We start from the raw sequence: 3,772 nt of genomic DNA, 5'->3' as shown, positions 1-3,772 counted from the left end.
TGCTCGGCGTCGCCTATATCCTCGCCTTCAACGTGCCGCCGATCGAGATCACCGGTACCGGCCTGATCCTGGTCATCGCCTTCGTCTTCCGCAACATGCCGGTCGGCGTGCGCTCCGGCATTGCCGGGCTGTCGCAGATCGACAAGAGCCTGGACGAGGCCTCGACCACCTTGCGTGCCCGCAGCTTCACCACGCTCTGGCGCGTCGTGCTGCCGCTGCTCAAGCCGGCCTTGGTCTCGGCGCTGGTCTACTCCTTCGTGCGCTCGATGACGGCGGTCAGCGCGGTGATCTTCCTGGTCTCGGCCGAGTACAACCTCTCGACCGCCTATATCGTCGGGCGCGTCGAAGCGGGCGAGTTCGGCCTCGCCATCGCCTATTCCTCGGTGCTGATCGTCTTCATGGCGCTGGGCATCGCGCTGATCCAGTTCCTCGTCGGCGAGCGCAAGCTCGGCCGGCGCGCCCGCACCGCTGCTGTCGCCGCACCGGCGCCTGCCCCCGCTATCGGATAAGGACAAGAGATAGAGATGGCCAAGGCCGGACCCGCTTCCGTCGAGTTCCGCAACGTCTCCATGCGCTATGGCGCGGTGACGGCGGTCGACAACATCAACTTCACCATCGAGGCCGGCAAGCTGGTCACGCTGCTCGGCCCCTCCGGCTGCGGCAAGACCACGACCCTGCGCATGATCGCGGGGCTGGAGATCGCCAGCGACGGCCAGATCCTGATCGGCGGCAAGGACGTCACCAAGCTCTCGGCCGCCGACCGCGACGTCTCCATGGTATTCCAGTCCTACGCGCTGTTCCCGCATATGAGCGTGCTCGACAACGCCGCCTATGGCCCGACCGTGAAGGGCATCGGCAAGGACGAGGCCAAGCAGATGGCGCTGGAGAAGCTGGCGCTCGTCGGCCTCAAGGGCTTCGAGAACCGTTATCCGTCCGAATTGTCGGGCGGCCAGCAGCAGCGTGTCGCGGTTGCCCGCGCGCTGGTGCTGGAGCCGCAGGTGCTGCTCTTCGACGAGCCGCTCTCCAATCTCGATGCGAAACTCCGCCGCCGCGTCCGCGAGGAAATCCGCGAATTGCAGCAGGATCTCAACCTGACCGTGGCCTATGTCACCCACGATCAGGAAGAGGCGCTCGCCGTTTCCGACCGCATCATCGTGATGTCGAACGCCCGCATTGCGCAGGAAGGCGCGCCGCGCGATCTCTACGAGCAGCCCTCCAACGCCTTCGTCGCGGATTTCATCGGCGATGCCAATCTGGTCGACGTCACCGTGAAGGCGGTGGCGGACGGCCGCGCCGATGTCGCGATCGGCTCGGCCACGGTCAGCCTGCCGGCGCGCGGTCTCGGCGCCGGCCCGGCCAAGGTCGCGATCCGCCCGGAAGCCCTGCTGCTGGGCGAGGCCGGGCAGGCGGGTTCGCTGCCGGGCACAATCCGCAAATGCGCCTATCTCGGCAATCACCTCGACATCATGGTCGAGACCGAGGTCGGCGAGCTCTTCGTCGTGCAATATGGCGGGCGCGACATGCTGGAGCCGGGCAGCCCGGTCTCGGTCTCCTTCGCGGCAAAAGGCGTGACGCTGATTCCGCCGGCCTGATCGCCCCGAAATCCGCTCTTCGTCCACAGGTCTGCAAGGCTGAAAGCGCTGCCCAATTATCAGCACTTTCAGTGCGTATTTCTGTTGAGTTGGCTAATCAAAAATTGATAGATTTGGCCGAAGATGAAGCCCTGAATCGGGGAAAGACTGCACGAAAATGGCCACGGGCGAGAGCGCAACCAACATCCTGATCCACCTTGCCGGCGGCGTCGCGCTGCTGATCTGGGCGGTCAGGCTGGTGCGAACCGGCGCGATGCGCGCCTTCGGCTCCCAGCTCAGGCAGGCGCTGCAGAGTTTCACGCGCAATCGCTTCGCCGCTTTCGGCAGCGGCGTCGCCGTGACGATGGTGTTGCAGAGTTCGACGGCGACGACGCTGCTCGTCTCGTCCTTCGCGGGTCAGGCCCTGATCGTGCCGGCCATGGCGCTCGCCGTCCTGCTCGGCGCCAATCTCGGCACGGCGCTCGCGGCCTTCGTCATCTCGATGGATCTCGGCTGGCTCTGGGGTCTCTGCGTCGCGATCGGCGTCGCCATGTATCTGTCCAGCGAGGCGATGGAGCGCCAGCGCAATATCGGCCGCGTTCTCGTCGGTATCGGCCTCATCCTGCTGTCGCTGATCGAGCTCAATACGGCTGCGGCGCCGCTGGCGCAGTCGCCGACCTTCCGCGTCGTGCTCGCCGCCATGGGCTCCGAGCCGCTGCTCGGCATCCTTGCCGCCATCGCCGCGACCTGGCTCGTGCATTCCTCGATCGCGATCATCCTGCTTGTCGCCACCTTCGCGGCCTCCGGCCTGTTCCCGCCCGCGACGGCGCTGACGCTGGTGATCGGTGCCAATCTCGGCAATGCCCTGATCCCGGTGCTCGACCAGCTCGGCGCGCCCGCCGCCCAGCGCCGCGCCGCGGTCGGCAATCTCGCGACGCGCCTGATCCTGGCGCTCGCCGTGCTGCCCTTCGTCGGCCCGCTCTCGGCCTGGCTGCTCAGCCTGTCCCCGGCGGATGGCCGGCTCGCGATCGAATTCCACGTCATGCTGAACGTCGTCGGCGCGCTGGTCTTCCTGCCCTTCGTCGGGCCTGTCTCGGCGCTGGTCGAGCGTCTCATGCCCGGCAAGGACGAGAAGGTCGAGGCGGTGACGCCGCGCTATCTCGACCCCAATGCTCTGGACAGCCCGACCGAGGCGCTCGCCGGCGCCATGCGCGAGGCCCTGCGTCTCGGCGATCGCGTCGAGGGCATGCTGCGCGATACCATGACGCTGCTGGAGAAGGACGAGCTCAAGCTCTCCCGCGCCATCGCCCAGGCCGATGACGGCGTCGACACGATCCACGAGTCGATCAAGCTCTATCTGGTCAAGGTCTCGCGCAACGAGCTCTCCGAGGAGGAGAGCCGGCGCCTGTTCGAGATCATCACCCTGATCACCAATCTCGAGCATATCGGCGACATCATCGACAAGAACCTGCGCGAGCTCGCCGAGAAGAAGATCCGCAAGCGCTATTCCTTCTCGCCGGAGGGGCTGGCCGAGATCCGCGACTTCCACCATCGCGTCGCCTCGGCCCTGGCGCTGGCGCTCAACGTCTTTGCCACGCGCGATCTCGTGCTCGCGCGCCAGCTTTTCGCCGACAAGGCGGCGATGCGCGATGCCGAGCGCCGCGCCACCGACAGCCATTTCCAGCGCCTGCGTTCGGGCCGGCCGGAATCGATCGAGACCAGCGCGATCCATCTCGACATCATCCGCGACCTCAAGCGCATCCACGGCCACGTGGTCTCGATCGCCTATCCGATCCTGGAGAGCGCCAACGAACTACGCGAAAGCCGCCTGCGCGACACGAAGGCTGCGGCTGCGCAGCGCGAGACGCCGGCCGTGCTCATCCCCGCCGCTCACTCGGGCGGGTAAGGCAGACCTTTAGCGCGGCGCGGCCAGGATGATCGCGGCACCTGCAAGGCAGATCGCGCCGCCGGTCAGGTCCCAGCGATCGGGCCTGATCCCTTCGACGGCCCAGAGCCAGCCGAGCGAAGCGGCGATATAGACGCCGCCATAGGCAGCGAAAGCGCGTCCGGCCGCAGCGGTTTCGACCAGGGTCAGCAGCCAGGCGAATAGCCCGAGCGAGACCAGCCCCGGCAGCAGCCACCAGACCGGCTTGCCGAGCCGGAGCCAGCCCCAGAAGGCGAAGCAGCCGGCGATCTCGAAG

4 protein-coding genes are annotated in these 3,772 nt (G+C 66.9%); 3 read left to right on the top strand and 1 reads right to left on the bottom strand.

All coding sequences use genetic code 11. The features are described from left to right. The 3 genes from Q0Q02_RS23410 to Q0Q02_RS23400 all read left to right on the top strand — a co-directional run. Nucleotides 1-509, top strand: a 509-nt coding sequence (locus Q0Q02_RS23410; protein ID WP_293813185.1) for an iron ABC transporter permease, incomplete at its 5' end; no start/stop codon positions are given. A 15-nt stretch (nt 510-524) separates the two neighbouring features. Next, nucleotides 525-1,592, top strand: coding sequence for an ABC transporter ATP-binding protein (locus tag Q0Q02_RS23405; protein ID WP_293813184.1), 1,068 nt, complete (start codon nt 525-527; stop codon nt 1,590-1,592). A 157-nt stretch (nt 1,593-1,749) separates the two neighbouring features. Continuing rightward, nucleotides 1,750-3,477 (top strand): Na/Pi cotransporter family protein, encoded by a 1,728-nt coding sequence (locus tag Q0Q02_RS23400; protein WP_293813182.1) that lies wholly within the window; start codon nt 1,750-1,752, stop codon nt 3,475-3,477. Between the two features lie 9 nt (nt 3,478-3,486). On the opposite strand, the gene Q0Q02_RS23395 is transcribed toward Q0Q02_RS23400, so the two are convergent. Continuing rightward, nucleotides 3,487-3,765 carry a YnfA family protein gene (locus Q0Q02_RS23395; protein WP_293813187.1) on the bottom strand — a complete coding sequence of 93 codons (279 nt, stop codon included), beginning with the start codon at nt 3,763-3,765 and terminating at the stop codon, nt 3,487-3,489. Nucleotides 3,766-3,772: the final 7 nt, after the last annotated feature.

Source organism: uncultured Allobosea sp. (genome assembly GCF_945956895.1).
In the GTDB taxonomy this organism is placed as follows: domain Bacteria; phylum Pseudomonadota; class Alphaproteobacteria; order Rhizobiales; family Beijerinckiaceae; genus Allobosea.
The sequence above is the reverse complement of the archived record's forward strand: the minus strand, read 5'-3'. Positions and strand labels throughout refer to the sequence as shown.

Bases quoted from the DNA above. Each gene is read 5' to 3' on its own strand.
- Q0Q02_RS23405 (WP_293813184.1), top strand. From the start codon at position 525: ATGGCCAAGGCCGGACCCGCTTCCGTCGAGTTCCGCAACGTCTCCATG.
- Q0Q02_RS23400 (WP_293813182.1), top strand. From the start codon at position 1,750: ATGGCCACGGGCGAGAGCGCAACCAACATCCTGATCCACCTTGCCGGC.